Source organism: Micromonospora sp. NPDC002296, from assembly GCF_040296145.1.
Taxonomy (GTDB): Bacteria; Actinomycetota; Actinomycetes; order Mycobacteriales; family Micromonosporaceae; genus Micromonospora.
The window spans coordinates 131,266-147,585 of record NZ_JBEOWQ010000004.1 but is presented as its reverse complement, the minus strand read 5'-3'; the positions used below and the strand labels follow the sequence as shown (position 1 = coordinate 147,585).

General features: G+C 76.2%; 16 protein-coding genes. 12 read left to right on the top strand and 4 right to left on the bottom strand.

What is annotated here, in order from left to right; genetic code table 11:
- Positions 1 to 22: 22 nt before the first annotated feature.
- Together ABT023_RS05170 and ABT023_RS05165 are read right to left on the bottom strand one after the other, a co-directional pair.
- Entirely contained in the window at positions 23 to 1,648 is a 1,626-nt protein-coding gene (locus tag ABT023_RS05170; RefSeq protein WP_350881882.1) for an alpha/beta hydrolase, read from the bottom strand.
- On the bottom strand, positions 1,645 to 1,941 hold the full coding sequence (locus tag ABT023_RS05165; RefSeq protein WP_350881880.1) for a type VII secretion target: 297 nt from the start codon (positions 1,939 to 1,941) through the stop codon (positions 1,645 to 1,647). Before ABT023_RS05165 ends, ABT023_RS05170 begins: the two co-directional genes overlap by 4 nt.
- A gap of 307 nt (positions 1,942 to 2,248) precedes the next feature.
- Here ABT023_RS05165 and ABT023_RS05160 point away from each other — a divergent pair, with 307 nt between their 5' ends.
- The 12 genes from ABT023_RS05160 to ABT023_RS05105 all read left to right on the top strand — a co-directional run bounded on the left by ABT023_RS05160 (position 2,249) and on the right by ABT023_RS05105 (position 14,746).
- Entirely contained in the window at positions 2,249 to 3,718 is a 1,470-nt protein-coding gene (locus tag ABT023_RS05160) for an NAD(P)H-hydrate dehydratase (protein ID WP_350881878.1), read from the top strand.
- 70 nt (positions 3,719 to 3,788) lie between these two features.
- The gene (gene alr / locus ABT023_RS05155; protein WP_350881876.1) at positions 3,789 to 4,907 is read left to right on the top strand and encodes an alanine racemase; all 1,119 of its coding nucleotides are present in this window, start codon (positions 3,789 to 3,791) and stop codon (positions 4,905 to 4,907) included.
- A gap of 13 nt (positions 4,908 to 4,920) precedes the next feature.
- The gene (locus ABT023_RS05150) at positions 4,921 to 6,009 is read left to right on the top strand and encodes an alpha/beta fold hydrolase (RefSeq protein WP_350881874.1); all 1,089 of its coding nucleotides are present in this window, start codon (positions 4,921 to 4,923) and stop codon (positions 6,007 to 6,009) included.
- 28 nt (positions 6,010 to 6,037) lie between these two features.
- On the top strand, positions 6,038 to 6,520 hold the full coding sequence (gene tsaE / locus ABT023_RS05145; RefSeq protein WP_350881872.1) for a tRNA (adenosine(37)-N6)-threonylcarbamoyltransferase complex ATPase subunit type 1 TsaE: 483 nt from the start codon (positions 6,038 to 6,040) through the stop codon (positions 6,518 to 6,520).
- Positions 6,521 to 6,730: 210 nt separating this feature from the next.
- Complete coding sequence (gene ung / locus ABT023_RS05140) at positions 6,731 to 7,432, top strand: uracil-DNA glycosylase (protein ID WP_350881870.1); 702 nt, start codon at positions 6,731 to 6,733, stop codon at positions 7,430 to 7,432.
- Between the two features lie 156 nt (positions 7,433 to 7,588).
- Entirely contained in the window at positions 7,589 to 8,449 is an 861-nt protein-coding gene (locus ABT023_RS05135) for a maleylpyruvate isomerase family mycothiol-dependent enzyme (RefSeq protein ID WP_350881868.1), read from the top strand.
- A gap of 158 nt (positions 8,450 to 8,607) precedes the next feature.
- A complete protein-coding gene (gene tsaB, locus ABT023_RS05130; protein WP_350881866.1) occupies positions 8,608 to 9,285 on the top strand; it encodes a tRNA (adenosine(37)-N6)-threonylcarbamoyltransferase complex dimerization subunit type 1 TsaB in 678 nt (225 codons plus the stop codon).
- Positions 9,286 to 9,355: 70 nt separating this feature from the next.
- Positions 9,356 to 9,799 (top strand): ribosomal protein S18-alanine N-acetyltransferase, encoded by a 444-nt coding sequence (gene rimI, locus ABT023_RS05125; protein WP_350882112.1) that lies wholly within the window; start codon positions 9,356 to 9,358, stop codon positions 9,797 to 9,799.
- Positions 9,800 to 9,805: 6 nt separating this feature from the next.
- Complete coding sequence (gene tsaD, locus ABT023_RS05120; RefSeq protein ID WP_350881864.1) at positions 9,806 to 10,852, top strand: tRNA (adenosine(37)-N6)-threonylcarbamoyltransferase complex transferase subunit TsaD; 1,047 nt, start codon at positions 9,806 to 9,808, stop codon at positions 10,850 to 10,852.
- Positions 10,853 to 10,884: 32 nt separating this feature from the next.
- On the top strand, positions 10,885 to 11,139 hold the full coding sequence (locus ABT023_RS05115) for a hypothetical protein (protein ID WP_117665155.1): 255 nt from the start codon (positions 10,885 to 10,887) through the stop codon (positions 11,137 to 11,139).
- A gap of 140 nt (positions 11,140 to 11,279) precedes the next feature.
- The gene (locus ABT023_RS05110; RefSeq protein WP_350881862.1) at positions 11,280 to 12,983 is read left to right on the top strand and encodes an ABC transporter ATP-binding protein; all 1,704 of its coding nucleotides are present in this window, start codon (positions 11,280 to 11,282) and stop codon (positions 12,981 to 12,983) included.
- Positions 12,983 to 14,746 (top strand): ABC transporter ATP-binding protein, encoded by a 1,764-nt coding sequence (locus ABT023_RS05105; RefSeq protein WP_350881860.1) that lies wholly within the window; start codon positions 12,983 to 12,985, stop codon positions 14,744 to 14,746. The genes ABT023_RS05110 and ABT023_RS05105 overlap by 1 nt, the downstream gene beginning before the upstream one ends.
- A gap of 20 nt (positions 14,747 to 14,766) precedes the next feature.
- Here the strand turns inward: ABT023_RS05105 and ABT023_RS05100 are convergent, their stop codons facing one another.
- Together ABT023_RS05100 and ABT023_RS05095 are read right to left on the bottom strand one after the other, a co-directional pair.
- Positions 14,767 to 15,057, bottom strand: coding sequence for a DUF1707 SHOCT-like domain-containing protein (locus ABT023_RS05100; RefSeq protein ID WP_350881858.1), 291 nt, complete (start codon positions 15,055 to 15,057; stop codon positions 14,767 to 14,769).
- 58 nt (positions 15,058 to 15,115) lie between these two features.
- Positions 15,116 to 16,297, bottom strand: coding sequence for an ROK family protein (locus tag ABT023_RS05095; RefSeq protein ID WP_350881856.1), 1,182 nt, complete (start codon positions 16,295 to 16,297; stop codon positions 15,116 to 15,118).
- Between the last annotated feature and the right edge of the window lie 23 nt (positions 16,298 to 16,320).

Genomic DNA, 16,320 nt, shown 5'->3' with positions numbered 1-16,320 from the left:
TTCCGGGGCACCCGTCGGCACGTCACCGGCCCAGGACGACGCGGGCCATGCCGTCCAGGGCGGGATTGCCCTGGTCCCAGTAGCCGGTGTGGCCGTACCGGCCGCTGGGGAAGGTGCGACCGCCGAAGCCCGGGTCGGCCGGGTCGTGCCCGAACCACAGCGCGTGGTCCTCCCGGGCGGTCAGCACCGCCGCCAGCGGGCTGAGCCCGCGCAGCACGCGGCGGGGCAGCTCGTCGGGGGCAGGGGCGAGCCGGATCGCGTCGTCCGGCGCGGTGCTCGCCCAGACGTCGCCCGAGGACAGGCGCAGCCCGTCGGCCCGGTCCACGCCTACCCCGGGGGAGCCCACGAACACCAGCGCGTCGGCGGCGAGACCGTGGTCCCGGGCGGCGGTGCCCACGACCAGCGAGCCGTAGCTGTGCCCGAGCACCGTCTGCCGGGCCGGCGGGCCGTCGTGGGTGGCCCGCAGGCCCTCCTGGAACCGGTGCAGCGCCGGGCCGGCGTCCCGCGCCTGGCCGGGCAGGACGGCTTCGTGCAGGAAGTCCGGCGCGTCGTAGTCCAGCCAGAGGACCGCCGCGGTCGCCCCCGTCGCGTCCAGCGTCGCGCACCGGGCCTGCACCCGGCCCGCCCGGCCCAGTTCCCCGGCGGCGTCCGCGAGGCCGGCGGTCATTCCCGGGACGTACGTCAGCACGCGGTCGGCCCGGTCCGGGTCGCCCAGCGCCACGATCGCCCGGCCCTCGCCGCCCGGGTCGAGCCCCAGCAGATACGCGCGCGGCTGCCCGCCGCCGGTCAGTCGGGCGGTCAGCGCGTCCAGGCCGGCCAGGGCCGCCCCCACCCGGGCCAGCCCGACAGTCTCCACCGGCCCGTGCGGCCACCGGGCCAGCAGCCGCCGCCGCTCGGCCAGCAGCACCTCCCGCCACCGGCCGACCAGCAACCGGTTCGCCTGGTCCCGCGCCGCCGCCGGCACCCCGTCGAGGCGGCCGACCAGCTCCGGCTCCCGGGCCACCAGCCAGCGGCGCTGCGCCGGGGTGAGCCCGGCCCACCAGGCCCGGACGGTCGACGGGGCGGCGCCGGGCGTCGGCCGCCAGGGTGGGGGCGGGGCGACCCAGCCCGCCCGGGCCGCCGCGGCCAGCTCGTGGAGCCGGCCGGCCGTCTCCCGGTCGGCCGCGTCGGCCAGCGCGAGGGCGGCGGTCACGGCGGCGGCCACCCGCGCCACCGGCGGGTCGGGCGCGCCCGGCGGGGCACCCGAAGGGCCCGCACTCACCCGCCCCCGCCGGTCGATGCGCACCCCACCGGCCTCGGCCAGGGCGACCGCCTCGGCCAGCCCGGCCCTGGCCCGGCGCAGCCGCCCGGCCAGTTCGGCCAGCACCTGGTCGGTCTCGATCAGCGCCGGCGCGAGGGCGGCCAGGTCGGCCCGGAAGGCGGCGATCCGCCCGCCGGCCGCCCCGGCGGCGGCACCAGTCCACCCGGCGCGCAGCGCTCCGGCAGCCCCGGCCAGCTCGGCCGACCGCCGGTCGACCAGCCCGGTCAGCCCTCGCCAGGCGGTCCCGGCCGCCGCCCAGCCGACCGGGTCGGCCGCCCACAGCCGGGCGTAGCCGCCGTCCTCGGCGGTGCCGCCCACCGCGCCGCCGTGCCCCGCCGACGCGCTCATCGGGGCAGGACCGTCAGCCGGCGGGCCGCGCGCTCGTCGGCCGTCTCGTAGCCTTCGGCGGCGGTGGACAACGCATGTCCGGCGGCGGCCACCCGGGCACCGAGCCCGCCGCACCACGCGTGGACCGCCGATTCCAGGGCGGCCAGGGCGGCTGCCGACCGCCACCCGGGCGCCCGCACCACCAGGCCGGGCACCCCGGCCAGCCCGTGCCCCAGCCGGTACGCGTCGGCGTCGAGCGCCCGGGCCACCTCCCGCAGCACTTCGGGGCGGACGGTGAACGGCTCCTCGCGCATCGGCGCACTCCTCCGGCTCGGTGCCGTCGACAGGCGACGGGGACTCCTCGACCGCGAAGGGCGGCGGGCGAGGCCGCCACCGCGACGGACGATGGCGACGACGTTAGGTGGCCCCGGCGCGGGCCGGCACGCCCTGTGGACAACGGGCGTCGGCCCGTACCCCCGGTTGTCCACAGGCATTGCCCACAGCCGACCCGGTAGCTAATCTGCGGCGTCCTCCGCCGGTAGGGTGAGGCGGTGATCGCCGCCGTCGGCATCGACGTCGTCCTGGTCGAGCGGTTCGCCAACACGGACGGGACGGGGTGGCATGAAACCGGTGTGGCGGGTCGCGGACGTACGGGCGGCGGAGGCCGGGCTGATGGCCACCCTCCCCGCCGGGACGCTGATGCAGCGGGCCGCCGCGGGGCTGGCCCGCCGCTGCGCGCTGCTGCTCGCCGACCGGGGCGGGGTGTACGGCTCCCGGGTGCTGGTGCTGGTCGGCACCGGTGACAACGGCGGCGACGCCCTGTACGCCGGTCAGCGGCTGGCCCGCCGGGGTGCCGCCGTCTCGGCCCTGCTGCTCACCCCAGGGCGGGCGCACGCCGAGGGGCTGGCCGCGCTGCGCGCCGCCGGGGGCCGGCTGGTGGACCGCCCGCCCGCGCAGGTGGACCTGGTGCTGGACGGGATCGTCGGGATCGGCGGCACCGGCGGGCTGCGCGAGGCGGCCGACCGGCTCGCCGCCGAGCTGCCCGGGCTGCGCGGCCGGGACGGCGTGCGGGCCGCCGTGGTCGCCGTGGACGTGCCGAGCGGGGTCGCCGTCGACACCGGTCACGTGCCCGCGGGAGCCTCCGGCCGGCCGAACGCGGTCCGCGCCGACGTGACGGTGGCGTTCGGCGCGCTGAAGCCGGCGCTGGTGGTCGGCCCGGCCGTGGCGCTTGCCGGCCAGATCGAGCTGGTCGACATCGGGCTGGGGCCCTGGCTGCGCGGCACCCCCGCGCTACGGGTCACCGAGTGGTCCGACGTCGAGCAGTGGTGGCCGGAGCTGGGCCCGGCCTCGGAGAAGTACACCCGGGGCGTGGTCGGCCTGGCGACCGGCTCGGCGGCGTACCCGGGGGCGGCGGTGCTCTCCGTCGGTGGCGCGCTCGCCGGGCCGACGGGCCTGGTCCGGTACGCCGGGAGCGCCCGCGACGACGTGCTGCGCCAGCATCCCTCGGTGATCGCCGGCGGGCGGGTCGCCGACGCCGGCCGGGTGCAGGCGTGGGTCTGCGGTTCCGGCCTCGGCACCGGCGAGGACGCGGTGGCCGAGCTGCGCGCGGTGCTCGCCGCCCCGGTGCCGGTGGTGCTCGACGCCGACGCGTTGACCCTGCTGGTCGACGGGTCGATGGCGGACCGGCGGCGCAGCCCGGACGCCCCCCTCGTGGTCACCCCGCACGACCGGGAGTTCGGCCGGCTCTGCGGCGAGGAGCCCGGGGCCGACCGGGCCGCGGCGGCGCTGCGGCTGGCAGCCTCGATGAACGCGGTGGTGCTGCTCAAGGGGGACCGGACGATCGTCGCCACCCCCGACGGCCGGGCGTACGTCAACCCGACCGGGACCCCCGCGTTGGCCACCGGGGGCACGGGCGACGTGCTCGCCGGGCTGCTCGGCTCGCTGCTGGCCGCCGGGTTGGCCCCGGAGCGGGCGGCCACCGCGGCGGCGTACCTGCACGGGCTGGCCGGCCGGGAGGCGGCCCTCGGCGGGCCGGTGACCGCGCCCGACGTGGCCGCCGCCCTCCGCCCGGTCGTCGCCCGGCTGCCCTGACCTCGGGCCCGCCGCGCCGTCCGGTGCGGCTCCGGCCCGGTTTGATCACCGGGGTCAGTAGGCTGGGGGCATGTGGCAGTCCGAGGTGCGAGTTGATCTTGACGCGATCCGGGAGAACGTGACCCGGCTGCGGGCCGGGACCAGCGGCGAGCTGATGGCGGTGGTCAAGGGCGACGGGTACGGCCACGGCATGCTCCCCTCGGCCCGCGCGGCGCTCGACGCGGGGGCCGACTGGCTCGGCGTCTGCACCCTGGACGAGGCGCTGACCCTGCGCCGGGCCGGCGTGACCGCGCCCGTGTTGGCCTGGCTGCTCGCCCCGGGCCTGCCGCTGCACGAGGGCGTCGCGGTCGGGGTGGACCTGGCCGCCGCGAGCCTGACTCAGCTCGACGAGATGATCGAGGCGAGTCGGCGGGCCGGCAGCCCGGCCCGGCTGCACCTGAAGATCGACACCGGTCTGGCGCGCGGCGGGGCCACCGTCGCCGACTGGCCGGCGCTGCTGGAGGCCGCCGCGAAGGCCCAGGCCGAGGGCCTGGTCGAGGTGGTCGGCGTGTGGAGCCACTTCGTGTACGCGGACCTGCCCGGCCACCCCACCACCGATCGCCAGCTCGCCGTCTTCCACGAGGGGCTGGACATGGTCGAGCGGGCCGGGCTGCGCCCGCGCTACCGGCACCTGGCCAACTCCGCCGCCACCCTGACCCGCCCCGACACCCACTTCGACCTGGTCCGGCCGGGGATCGCGATCTACGGGCTCTCCCCGGTGGCCGGCGAGCGGTTCGGGCTGCGCCCGGCGATGACCGCCCGGGCCCGGGTCATGCTCACCAAGCGGGTCCCGGCCGGCAGCGGCGTGTCGTACGGCCACACCTACCTCACCGAGGCCGACGCCAACCTGGCCGTGGTGCCGCTCGGCTACGCCGACGGGGTGCCCCGGCACGCCTCGAACGCCGGCCCGGTGCAGCTCGCCGGCCGGCGGCGGACCGTCTCCGGCCGGATCTGCATGGACCAGTTCGTGGTCGACTGCGGCGACGACCCGGTGGCCGCCGGCGACGTGGTGACCCTGTTCGGCCCCGGCACCGACGGCGAGCCGACCGCCGACGACTGGGCCGCCGCAGTCGGCACCATCAACTACGAGATCGTCACCCGGTTCGGCGGGGTCCGGGTGCCCCGCGTCTACGACGGCGAGCGGCCGTGACCGGGGTGGCGGCGTGACCAGGTTCCGCATCCCCCGGCCGCGTACCGCCGCCGGCCGGGTCGCCGGCGTGCTCGGGGCCGCGGTCGGCGTGGCCGCCGCCGGGCTCGCGGCGGGCGTGGTGAGTGAACGCGCCCTGGTCCGCCGGCTCAAGACCGACCCCACCGATCCGTACGCCGACGAGGTCTTCGGCGCGCAGCCGTACGACGAGGCGTTCCGGCTGGAACTGGCCGACGGCACCGACATCCACGTCGAGGTGGTCGAGCCGACCCGCCCCGTCGCCGGGCACCCGACGGTGGTGCTGGTGCACGGCTTCTGCCTGGACATGGGCACCTTCCACTTCCAACGCAAGATGCTCACCGAGCGCGGCGAGCACCGCATCGTCGCGTACGACCAGCCGGGCCACGGCCGGTCGGGGCGGCTGGAGACCGGCGAGTACGACCTCGCCGCGCTCGGCCGCACCCTGCGCCGGGTGATCGACCGGACCGCCCCGGAGGGGCCACTGGTGCTGGTCGGCCACTCGATGGGCGGGATGACCATCATGGCGTTCGCCGAGCTGTACCCGGAGCTGTTCGGCGACCGGGTGGTCGGCACGGTGCTGATGGCCACCTCCGGCGGGCTGCTGGCCGAGACGAAGCTGGTGGCGCCGGCCCTGCTCGGGCGGGTCAGCTCGCCGGTGCTCTACATGATGAACAACGCCACCCGGTACGGCGGCACGGCCATCGACAAGGCCCGCAAGTCGGCCTCGAACATCGCCTGGCTGCTCACCCGCCAGTACGGCTTCGGCACCCCGAAGCCGAGCCCGACCCTGGTGTCGTACGTCGAGGAGATGAACTCGCGCACCTCCGCCGACACGGTCACCCGCTACCTGCGCACCCTGGCCACCCACTCCCGGTTCCCGGCACTGGCCGCGCTGGGCGGCACCCCGGTGCTGGTGGTGGTCGGCGACAAGGACATGATCACGCCCGTGACGCACTCGGAGGAGATCGTCCGGCGGCTGCCGCACGCCGAGTTTCTCAAGATCCACGACAGCGGGCATGTGGTGATGCTGGAGCACGCCGACGAGGTCGACGCTGCCCTGGAACACTTCCTGGCAGCGCTGTGAGCGCCGTCGTGCCGTCGGGGGTGGCGCGGTGAGCGTCGTCGTCACGTTGTCGACGGTCGAGGACACCCACGCGTTCGGCCGGCGGCTGGCCGGGGTGCTGCGCGCCGGCGACCTGCTGCTGCTCACCGGCCCGCTCGGCGCCGGCAAGACCGCGCTGACCCAGGGCATCGGGGCGGGCCTCGGGGTACGGGGCGGCATCACCTCGCCGACCTTCGTGATCGCCCGGGTGCACCGCCCCGACCCGGCGCGCGGTGGCACGGTGGCGCTGGTGCACGCGGACGCGTACCGGCTCGGGGACGCCGCGGATCCGCGCGCGGAGATCGACGACCTCGACCTGGACGCCTCGGTCGACGACTCGGTCACCGTGGTCGAGTGGGGGGAGGGTCTGGTCGAGCAGCTCGTCGACGCCCACCTGCGGGTCCGCATCGACCGCCGCGACGACGACACCCGCACCGTCGAGCTCGACCCGGTCGGCGGCGACTGGCCCACCCGGCTCGCCACCCTGCCCTGACCCACCCTGCCCCGCCCCGCCCGCCCCACCCCGCCCCCCGAGATCGTGCAGTTTCCCGGAACGAGTGGCTATCGGCCGTCGTGAGGCCACTCTTTCCGGGAAACTGCTCCCGCTGCGCGTCGATGGGCAGCGACGGGAGGCCGTACTCCCGTGTCGGGGTGTCGGACGGGGCTGGTAGGAAGGGGGCCGACCGACTGCGAAAGGTTGCCGATGCCCGACGACGCCCCCGCCCTCGACCTGCTCGCGCTGCTGCCCGACGAGTGGCGCGCCGTGCTCACCCCCCACCTCGACTCGGCCCGCACCGCTGCGCTGGCCGAGTTCGTCGCCGGGGAGTACGCCACCCAGACCGTGTTCCCGCCGGTCGAGGACCTGTTCTCCGCCTATCGGCTGTGCGGGCCGCAGGAGTGTCGGGTGCTGATCCTGGGGCAGGACCCGTACCACAAGGCGGGGCAGGCGCACGGGCTGAGCTTCAGCGTGCGGGAGGGCGTGAGTGTGCCGCCGTCGCTGCGCAACGTCTTCAAGGAGTTGGGCGAGGACCTGGGTGTGGCGAAGCCCCGCGGCGGCAACCTCGACGGCTGGGCCGCCCAGGGCGTGCTGCTGCTCAACTCGGTGCTGACCGTCCGGCAGGCCACCCCCGGCTCGCACGCCAACAAGGGGTGGGAGGAGTTCACCGACGCCACGATCCGCGCCCTAGACGCCCTCGACCAGCGGGTCGTCTTCCTGCTCTGGGGCGGGTACGCCCGCAAGAAGGCCGCCCTGGTCGCCAACCCGCAGCACGTGGTGCTGGAGGCCGGCCACCCCAGCCCGATGAACCCGCGCGGCTTCCTGGGCAGCCGTCCGTTCAGTGCGACCAACAAGGCCCTCGCCGACGCCGGCCTGCCGACCATCGACTGGGAGCGGTCCGCCGGCTGAACCGCACCGCAGCGCACCGGATCGTTCGTCAGCCTTCGTGCGGGGCTCGGCCGGTCGACCTATCGCCATCATTGAGGGCACGTGTGAAGTGACGCGGTGATCACTGTCCGCCGTAGACTTCCCGGGACCCGGTGACTCCGCGATCGGAGGCGTCCCATGGCGACGACGGCTACCATCAGCGCCCAGCAGTGGCAGACGGCCAGGGAGGCGCTGGAACAGGCCACCGCCCGGTTTGTCCGGCTGGTCGAGACGGTCGACCGGCCGGACACCATGGTGACCGCGCACTGGTCCGTGGCGGACACCGTCGTCCACCTGGTCTCGGTCGCCTGGTGGTACGCGACCAAACTCGACCCCGACCACCCGCCGCTGCCGGTCCCCGGCCTCGGCGACCGGCTCCCGACCGTCACCGTGGACACCATCGCCGACGTCAACGACCTGATCATGCGGCATCTGACCGACCGGTCGCCCCGGCCGCTGCTGGAGCGGTTCCAGGCCGACGTGGACAAGATCCTCCGGATCACCGCCGACCGCCGCCCGGACGAGCTGCTCAGCTGGTTCGGTGACGCCCGCGCGCCCCTCGCCGGTCTCTTCGGCCACCTGGTCAACGAGCTGCTCGTGCACGGCTGGGACATCGCCCGCGCGACCGGGCGGCCGTGGAAGATGCCCGGCTCGGAGGCCGTGCTCTTCTTCGAGGTCTTCCTGGTCAACGTGCTCCGCGCCGGCTACGGGCACCTGCTCGACAACGACGAGCCGCCCCGGGAGCGCCCGATCACCGTCGAGTTCCGGTCCGCGTACTGCGCCGACATCACCCTCGTCCTGCACCGGGGGGTGGTGACGGTCGCCGCCCCGGGGACCCCGCCGGACGTCCGGGTCCGGTTCGACCCGGCGGCGCTCAACCTGATGCTGTTCGGCCGGGTCAGCCGGGTCCGCACGGTGCTCGCCGGCAAGCTCGCCCTCCGGGGCCCCCGCCCCTGGCTCCTCTTCCCCTTCCTCCGCGTCCTACGAGCCCCAAACTGACCGACCCCACCCCCACCCGGTCCTGGGCCCCGCCGCGGCGATCAAGAAATCTGCGTCAGGTTCGCGCCTGGAGCTGACGCAAACCTCTTGATCACCGGCGAGGGGCGGGGCGGCGGGGGGTCGCTGGGGGAAGTGGCGGGGCGGTTAGGGTGGCGTTCGTGCTCGTACTGGTGCTGGACTCCTCGACCCCCGCGGTGACCGCGGCGCTGGTGGAGGTCACCGCCGAGGGGGTGACGGCACGGGCGCAGCGCCGCACCGTCGACGCCCGCGCGCATGGCGAACTGCTCGCGCCGCAGGTCGACGCGGTCCTCGCCGAGGTCGGCGCCCGCCCGGCCGACCTGGCCGCGATCGTGGCAGGGCTGGGCCCCGGCCCGTTCACCGGGCTGCGGGTGGGGCTGGTCACCGCCGCCACCATGGCCCAGGTGCTCGGCGTTCCCGCGTACGGCGTCTGCTCGCTCGACGGTATCGGTTACCCGGCGGCGGCCGGCGAGCCGGTCCTGGCGGCCAGCGACGCCCGCCGCCGGGAGGTCTACTGGGCGGTGTACGACGGCGCGGGCCAGCGGATCGCCGGCCCGGACGTGGACACCCCGGCGGTGGCCGCGCGGCGCGCCCGCGACCTCGGTGTCACCGCCGCTGTCGGCGACGGCGCGCACCGGTACGCCGAGGTGTTCGACCTGCCGCTGCGGGCCGAGCCCCGCTACCCGGACCCGATCGTGCTGGCCGCGCTGGCGGCCGAGCGGATCCGCTCCGGCGCCCCCGGTGATCCGCTGACCCCGCTGTACCTGCGCCGCCCCGACGCCGTGGCGGCCACCGCCCGCAAACCGGTCCTGCCGTGAGCGCGAGGAGTGAGCGGGGTTTGCGAGCCCCGCAGTCGCGAGCCGAGGTAGTGCCGTGAGCCCCGCCGGGGTGCGGCTGGAACCGTTCCGCTGGTGGCACGTCGACGACGTGCTGCCGATCGAGGCGGACCTGTTCGACGCCGAGCAGTGGTCGCCGGCGATGTTCTGGAGCGAGCTGGCCAACGGCCACTTCTACCTGGTCGCCACCGACGACGACGGCTCCCTGCTCGGCTACGCCGGGTTGGCCGTGGCGGCTCCGGACGAGGCGTGGGTGCAGAACATCGCCGTCCGCCGGGAAGCCCAGCGGCGCGGCGTGGGCCGGGCCCTGCTGGAGGCGCTGCTCGCCGAGGCGGCCCGCCGGGGCGCCCGCAGCACCCTGCTGGAGGTCGCGGCCGACAACGCCCCCGCCCAGCGGCTCTACGCGACGTACGGCTTCGAGCCGATCGGGGTGCGCCGTGGCTACTACCAACCGAGCAACACCGACGCGCTGGTCATGCGGCGCGAGCAGGACTGAGGAGACATGGCTGACGAACCGCTGATCCTCGGCATCGAGACCTCCTGCGACGAGACCGGGGTCGGCATCGTGCGCGGGCACACCCTGCTCGCCGACGCGCTGGCCTCCAGCGTCGAGGAGCACGCCCGGTTCGGCGGCGTGGTGCCCGAGGTGGCCAGCCGGGCCCACCTGGAGGCCATCGTGCCGACCATGGACCGGGCGCTGCGGGAGGCGGGGGTGACGATCGCCGACATCGACGCCATCGCGGTAACCTCCGGCCCGGGGCTGGCCGGCGCGCTGCTGGTCGGCGTCGCGGCCGCCAAGGGGTACGCGCTGGCGGCCGAGAAGCCCGTCTACGGGGTGAACCACCTCGCCGCGCACGTCGCCGTGGACACCCTCGAACACGGGCCGCTGCCCGAGCCGGCGATCGCCCTGCTGGTCTCCGGCGGGCACTCGTCCCTGCTGCTCGTCGACGACCTGGCCCGGGGGGTGACTCCGCTCGGGGCGACGATCGACGACGCCGCCGGGGAGGCGTTCGACAAGGTGGCCCGGCTGCTCGGCCTGCCGTTCCCCGGTGGGCCGTACATCGACCGGGAGGCCCGGGCCGGCGACGCCGCCGCCATCGGCTTCCCGCGCGGGCTCACCGCCGCCAAGGACCTCGCCGCGCACCGGTACGACTTCTCGTTCTCCGGCTTGAAGACGGCGGTGGCCCGCTGGGTGGAGGCCCGGCAGCGGGCCGGCGAGCCGGTGCCGGTGGCCGACGTGGCCGCGTCGTTCCAGGAGGCGGTCTGCGACGTGCTCACCACGAAGGCGCTGGCCGCCTGCCGGGCCCACGGGATCGACACGCTGGTGATCGGCGGGGGCGTGGCGGCGAACTCCCGGCTGCGGGTGCTCGCGGAGGACCGGGCGGCCGAGCTGGGCATCCGGGTGCGGGTGCCCCGGCCGCAACTGTGCACCGACAACGGGGCGATGGTGGCCGCGCTCGGCTCCCACCTGGTCGCCGCCGGGGTCGCGCCGAGCCGGCTCGACCTGCCGGCCGACTCGGCCCTGCCGCTGACCACGGTGAGCGTGTGACGGCTCGACGTGAGGGCGAGGGGAACGACGACGTGATCGTACGGATGTGGGAGGCGCGGGCGGAGGCCTACGGCTTCGCCGACCTGATCACCTGGGTCTGCGACACCGCCCTGCCCGAGTTCGAGCACGACCCGCTGCACCTGTCCAGCGAGGTGTTCAGCTCGACCGACCATCGGGTGGTGGTGATCTCGAAGTGGCGCAGCAGCCCTCGGCCGCTGCCCGACCCGCCCGCGACGCTGGTCGCCCGCCCGCCGCACTCATGGGACTTCACCCAGGTCGACCGCTGAACCCTGCCGGCCGCCGCGGGTCCGGACAAGCTCGGAACCCAACCCCGTCGCCCTGGCCGGCCCATCCCGGGCCCAGGCGGACCTGAGCAGCGGGAATGCGCTGGCGCAACCGGTTTTCCGCCGCCTAGCGTCGGCAGGCCATGCGATTCGAACCGGCCGGCGATCCCGGCGTACCCGACGACCGCTCGGCGACCCGCTACCTGGTGTGGCTGGCCGGTCGGCAACCGCTGCTCTTCTTCGCCGCCATCGGCCTCGGCGTGGTCTGGATGGTCGCCCAGGCCCTGATGCCGGCCACCGTCGGCCGGGCCGTGGACGCCGGCCTCACCCACCGTGACCAGGGCGCCCTGGTCACCTGGGGGCTGGCCCTGCTCGGGCTGGGCGTGCTCCAGGCCGGCGCGGGTGTGCTGCGGCACCGGTGCGCGTTGCACAACTGGCTGGGCGGCGCGTACCGGACGGTGCAGGTCACCGTCGGCGCGGCGAACCGGCTGGGGGCCGCGCTGCCCCGCCGGGTCGCGGGGGGCGAGGTGGTCAGCATCGGTACGGCCGACATCGGCCAGGTCGGCCACGCGATCGACATCACCGCCCGGGGCACCGGATCGCTGGTCGCCATCGCCACGGTGGCGGTGATCCTGCTCTCCGCGTCGGTGCCGCTCGGCCTCGTCGTGGTGCTCGGGGTGCCGCTGCTGATGGCTGTGGTGGGGCTGCTCATCCGGCCGCTGCACCACCGGCAGCAGGCGTACCGGGACTCGGAGGGGGAGCTGACCGCCCGGGCCGGCGACATCGTCTCCGGGCTGCGGGTGGTGCGCGGCGTCGGCGGCGAGCCGGTGCTGTCGGCCCGGTACCGGGCCCGGTCCCAGGCGTTGCGCGCCGACGGGCTGCGGGTGGCCCGGGTGGAGTCGCTGCTCGAGGCGACCCAGATCCTGCTGCCCGGCGCGTTCCTGGTGCTGGTGACCTGGCTGGGTGCCCGGTTCGCGCTGCGCGGCGAGATCACCGCCGGTCAGCTCGTCGCCTTCTACGGCTACACCGCGTTCCTGGTCAGCCCGCTGCGTAACCTCACCGAGGCGGTGGACCGGCTGACCCGGGGGCACGTGGCGGCCCGCCGGGTGGTCCGGCTGCTCCGGCTCACCCCCGAGCTGGTCGACCCGGCCCGCCCGGCGACCCTGCCGGCCGGGCCCGGCGAGCTGGTGGACGCCGAGTCGGGGCTGGTCGTGCCGGCCGGCCGGCTCACCGCGCTGGTCGCCGCCGCACCCGAGGACGCCGCCGCGATCGCCGACCGGCTCGGCCGGTACGTCGACGCGGAGGTGACGCTGCACGGCGTACCGCTGCGGGAGGTGGCGCTGGCGGCGGTGCGCGAGCGGATCCTGGTGGCCGACAACGACGCGCACCTGTTCACCGGCCCGCTGCGGGTGGAGCTGGACCCGCACGACGCCGCCGAGTCGGCGACGATCCTCGCGGCGCTGGACGCGGCGAGCGCGACCGACATCGTCGACGCCCTGCCCGACGGGCTGGACGGCCGGGTCGCCGAGCGGGGCCGGGAGTTCTCCGGCGGCCAGCAGCAGCGGCTGCGGCTGGCCCGGGCGCTGGTCGCCGACCCGGAGACGCTGGTGCTGGTCGAGCCGACGAGCGCGGTGGACGCGCACACCGAGGCGCGGATCGCCGCGCGGCTCGGCCCGGCCCGGCGGGGCCGGACCACCCTGGTCTGCACCACCAGCCCGCTGGTGCTGGGCCGCGCCGGGCACGTGGTCTTCGTGGAGGACGGCAAGGTGGTGGCCGAGGGGTCGCACGAGGAACTGCTGCGCACCGAGCCGCGCTACGCGGCCACGGTGAGCCGGGGGGAGAGCTGATGACCACCGCGCTGCCGGTCGCCGACGCCGGCCAGGTCCGCCGGTACGCCCGCGCCCTGGTCCGCCGGCACCCACGGGCCCTGGCCGTCGCGCTCGGCCTGCACGCGCTGGCCGCGGCTGCCGGGCTGGTCGCGCCACGGCTGCTCGGGGACCTGGTGGAGAGCATCTCCCGGGGCACCTCGACCGTCACGGTGGACCGGATCGCGCTGGCCATCGGCGGTTTCGTGGTGGCCCAGTCGGTGCTGGTGCGGTTCGCCCACCTGGCGTCGGCCCGGCTCGGCGAGGGGGTGCTCGCCGAGCTGCGCGAGGAGTTCGTCGACCGGCTGCTCGCCCTGCCGCTGTCGACGGTGGAGCGGGCCGGCACCGGCGACCTGCTCACCCGGGCGTCCCGGGACGTCTCCGCGCTGTCCAAGACGGTCCGGTTCGCGGTGCCGGAGACCCTGATCGCGGTGGTCACCGTCGTGTTCGTCGTCGTGGCGCTGCTGCTCACCGGGCCGCTGCTCGTGCTGCCGAGCCTGCTCGCGGTGCCGATCCTGTGGGTCGGCACCCGGTGGTACCTGCGCCGCGCCCCGGACGGCTACCTGCGGGAGAACGCCGCGTACTCCGACATCACCGACGGGATCAGCGAGACCGTCGAGGGGGCGCGGACCACGGAGGCGCTGCGCCAGCAGGCCCGCCGCCAGGCCCGCACCGCCGCCGACATCCGCCGGTCGTACGCGGCCGAGCGGTACACCCTCGGGCTGCGCACCGTCTTCTTCCCGGTCGCCGAGCTCGGATACGTGGTGCCGGTGGTCGCCACCCTGGTCGTCGGCGGCTGGTTCTACCTGAAGGGCTGGGTCAGCCTCGGCCAGGTCACCGCGGCCACCCTCTACGCCCAGCAGCTCGTGGACCCGGTCGACCGGCTGCTCTCCTGGCTGGACGAGTTGCAGGTGGGCGGCGCCTCGATGGCCCGGCTGCTCGGGGTGGCCGCCGCCGACGACGCGGGCCCGACCCCGGCCGTCGGGTCCCCGCGGCCGTCGGCGGGCGGCGACCCGGCCGCCCCCCGGCTCGCCGCCCGCGACGTCCGCTACGCCTACCGCGAGGGCCGGGACGTGCTGCACGGCGTGACCCTGGTGCCCGAGCCGGGGGAGAAGCTGGCCATGGTCGGGCCGTCCGGGGCGGGCAAGTCCACCCTGGGCCGGCTGCTGGCCGGGGTGCACGCCCCGCGCGCCGGGTCGGTGACCGTGGACGGCCGGCCGCTGGAGGGGCTGCCGCTGGCGGAGCTGCGTACCCACGTCGCGCTGGTCACCCAGGAGCACCACGTCTTCATCGGCACGCTCGCCGACAACGTGGCGATGGTCCGCCCCGACGCCGATCCGGCCCGGGTCCGGTCGGCGCTGGCGGCGGTGGACGCCCTGGACTGGGCGGACGCGCTGCCGCAGGGCCTCGGCACGATGGTCGGCGCGGGCGGGCACGCGCTCTCCCCGGCGCAGGCCCAGCAGCTCGCGCTGGCCCGGCTGGTGCTGGCCGACCCGCACACCCTGGTCCTGGACGAGGCGACCTCGCTGATCGACCCCCGGGCGGCCCGGCACCTGGAGCGCTCGCTGGCCGCCGTGCTGGCGGGCCGGACGGTGATCGCCATCGCGCACCGGCTCTTCTCCGCGCACGACGCCGACCGGGTGGCCGTGGTGGAGGACGGCCGGATCACCGAGCTGGGCTCGCACGACGAGCTGGTCGCGGCCGGCGGCCCCTACGCCGCGCTGTGGCGTTCCTGGCACGGCTGAGCCCGGGGCCGGCGGTCGGGTCAGCGGGTGAGGGCCATCAGCAGGCCGAGCAGGACCAGGGTGGCGACGGCGACGGCGAAGACGACCAGCAGGTCCCGCCGGCCGTGGTCGGCGGCCGGCCCGGCGGGCGTCGGCTCGACCGGCAGGTCCCGGGTCACCGCGGCCAGGTCGCTGAGGGTACGGGCGGACCAGACCACCCCGACCCGCTCGGAGAACTCGTCCAGGCTGAGCCGGCCCGCCGAGGTGTGCCGTTGCAGCTCGGCGACCACCCGGTGCCGGTCGTCGTCGGAGGCGCGCAGCTCGACGTCCACGGAGGACAGGGTACGCAGCCGCGCCGGGTGGGGCGGGCCGCGCCGGGCGGAAAGCCGGTCAGCCGGCGTCGAGGGGGTCGGCGAGCAGCCGCTCGAAGGCCAGCTCGGCCGCGCCGACCAGGGCCGCGTCGGCGCCCAGCTTCGGGGTGCGCAGCCGGACATGTTCCAGGCAGGCCGACAACCCGATCGAGTTGAGCCGGCTGCGCACCTGGGCCGCCGAGGCCAGGTACAGGTCACGCATGGTGCCGCCGAAGATGACCATCTCCGGGTTGAAGATGTTGACCAGGTTGGCCACCCCGAAGCCGAGCCAGTCGCCGGCCTGGCGGACCGCCGTCTGGGCCCGGGCGTCGCCCCGGCCTGCGGCGTCGAAGACGGCCAGCAGCGCGTCCCGGCCCCGGGCGTCGTGCCGGCCGGCGGCCCGCAGCAGGGCGTGCTCGCCGATCTCGGTCTCCCAGCAGCCCCGGGAGCCGCACTCGCAGGGGGTTCCCTCCCGGACCACCACCATGTGGCCGACCTCGCCGCCGTACCCGCCGTGCCCGGTGAGCCGCCGGCCGCCGGCGATGATGCCGGCGCCGACGCCGACGTCCCCGTACAGGTAGATGATGTTGTCGCAGCCGGCCGCGACGCCCCGGGCGTGCTCCGCGAAGGCCGCCACGTCGGCCACGTTGCCGACCGTGATCGGCACGTCGATGCCCAGCTCGGCGGCCAGCGCCGCGCCGATCGGCTCGTCCACCCAGCCGGTGGGCGGGCTCAGCCGGACCAGGCCGTCGTCGCGGCGGACCATGCCGCAGACCGCCACCCCGACCCCGACGCAGACCGCGTCGGCCGGCACCGCCGGGAGCATCTCCTTGACCGCACCGGCCAGCAGCGGCGCGGCCTCCCCGGCCAGCAGGTTGCGGGGCCGGTCCAGCTCCCGGCGGTCGAGCACCGCGCCGCCCAGGCCGACCCGCGCGGCCCGCAGCCGGTCCACCTCCACGCTGTACGCGTACGCGTACACCCGCTCCGACTCGGGCCGGACGACCAGCGACGGCCGGCCGGCCCGGCCGGTCTCCCGCGGCGTCCCCTCGCTGACCAGGCCGGCGCCGGTCAGGTCGGCGGTCAGCGCGCCGATGGTGCTGCGGTTGAGCCCGAGCACGGTGGTCAGCTCGGCGCGGGTCGTCGCGCCGTGGACGTGCACGTAGCGCAGCAGGGCACCGAGGTTCTGCCGACGGATCTCGTCCTGGCTGGGTCCTGCGCGCATCGCCACCGGCACTCCGTGTCGCA

Coding starts and splice junctions, on each gene's coding strand:
- ABT023_RS05105 (WP_350881860.1), top strand. CDS start 12,983: ATGACCACCGCGCTGCCGGTCGCCGACGCCGGCCAGGTCCGCCGGTAC.
- ABT023_RS05160 (WP_350881878.1), top strand. CDS start 2,249: ATGAAACCGGTGTGGCGGGTCGCGGACGTACGGGCGGCGGAGGCCGGG.
- ABT023_RS05095 (WP_350881856.1), bottom strand. CDS start 16,297: ATGCGCGCAGGACCCAGCCAGGACGAGATCCGTCGGCAGAACCTCGGT.
- alr (WP_350881876.1), top strand. CDS start 3,789: ATGTGGCAGTCCGAGGTGCGAGTTGATCTTGACGCGATCCGGGAGAAC.
- ABT023_RS05110 (WP_350881862.1), top strand. CDS start 11,280: ATGCGATTCGAACCGGCCGGCGATCCCGGCGTACCCGACGACCGCTCG.
- tsaD (WP_350881864.1), top strand. CDS start 9,806: ATGGCTGACGAACCGCTGATCCTCGGCATCGAGACCTCCTGCGACGAG.
- ABT023_RS05135 (WP_350881868.1), top strand. CDS start 7,589: ATGGCGACGACGGCTACCATCAGCGCCCAGCAGTGGCAGACGGCCAGG.
- ung (WP_350881870.1), top strand. CDS start 6,731: ATGCCCGACGACGCCCCCGCCCTCGACCTGCTCGCGCTGCTGCCCGAC.
- ABT023_RS05170 (WP_350881882.1), bottom strand. CDS start 1,648: ATGAGCGCGTCGGCGGGGCACGGCGGCGCGGTGGGCGGCACCGCCGAG.
- ABT023_RS05165 (WP_350881880.1), bottom strand. CDS start 1,941: ATGCGCGAGGAGCCGTTCACCGTCCGCCCCGAAGTGCTGCGGGAGGTG.